Origin of the sequence: Streptococcus mitis (genome assembly GCF_946190115.1) — a bacterium.
Taxonomy (GTDB): Bacteria; Bacillota; Bacilli; order Lactobacillales; family Streptococcaceae; genus Streptococcus; species Streptococcus mitis_CO.
This window is the reverse complement of the sequence record NZ_CAMHZG010000060.1, coordinates 1-326: the sequence shown is the minus strand read 5'-3', so window position 1 is coordinate 326 and position 326 is coordinate 1. Positions and strand designations below refer to the sequence as shown.

The window sequence follows — 326 nt, the reverse complement described above, 5'->3', positions numbered from 1 at the left end:
GGAAGTAGCTCAGCTTGGTAGAGTACTTGGTTTGGGACCAAGGTGTCGCAGGTTCGAATCCTGTCTTCCCGATTCATGGCGGTGTAGCTCAGCTGGCTAGAGCGTCCGGTTCATACCCGGGAGGTCGGGGGTTCGATCCCCTTCGCCGCTATAATGATCTTGTTGGACCTTTAGCTCAGCTGGTTAGAGCTCTCGGCTCATAACCGAGTGGTCGTAGGTTCAAGTCCTACAAGGTCCATTTGAATAGTATGGAGGATTACCCAAGTCCGGCTGAAGGGAACGGTCTTGAAAACCGTCAGGCGTGTAAAAGCGTGCGTGGGTTCGAA

The 326-nt window shown here is 53.4% G+C and carries 3 tRNA genes; all 3 read left to right on the top strand.

Annotated features, from left to right (window positions below):
- The 3 genes from N8L90_RS09410 (at window position 1) to N8L90_RS09400 (ending at window position 238) form a co-directional block, all read left to right on the top strand.
- Window positions 1-72, top strand: a tRNA-Pro gene (locus N8L90_RS09410).
- Between the two features lie 5 nt (window positions 73-77).
- Window positions 78-151 (top strand) — tRNA-Met (locus tag N8L90_RS09405).
- A gap of 13 nt (window positions 152-164) precedes the next feature.
- Window positions 165-238: transfer RNA gene (locus N8L90_RS09400), tRNA-Ile, on the top strand.
- The last annotated feature ends 88 nt before the right edge of the window (window positions 239-326 follow it).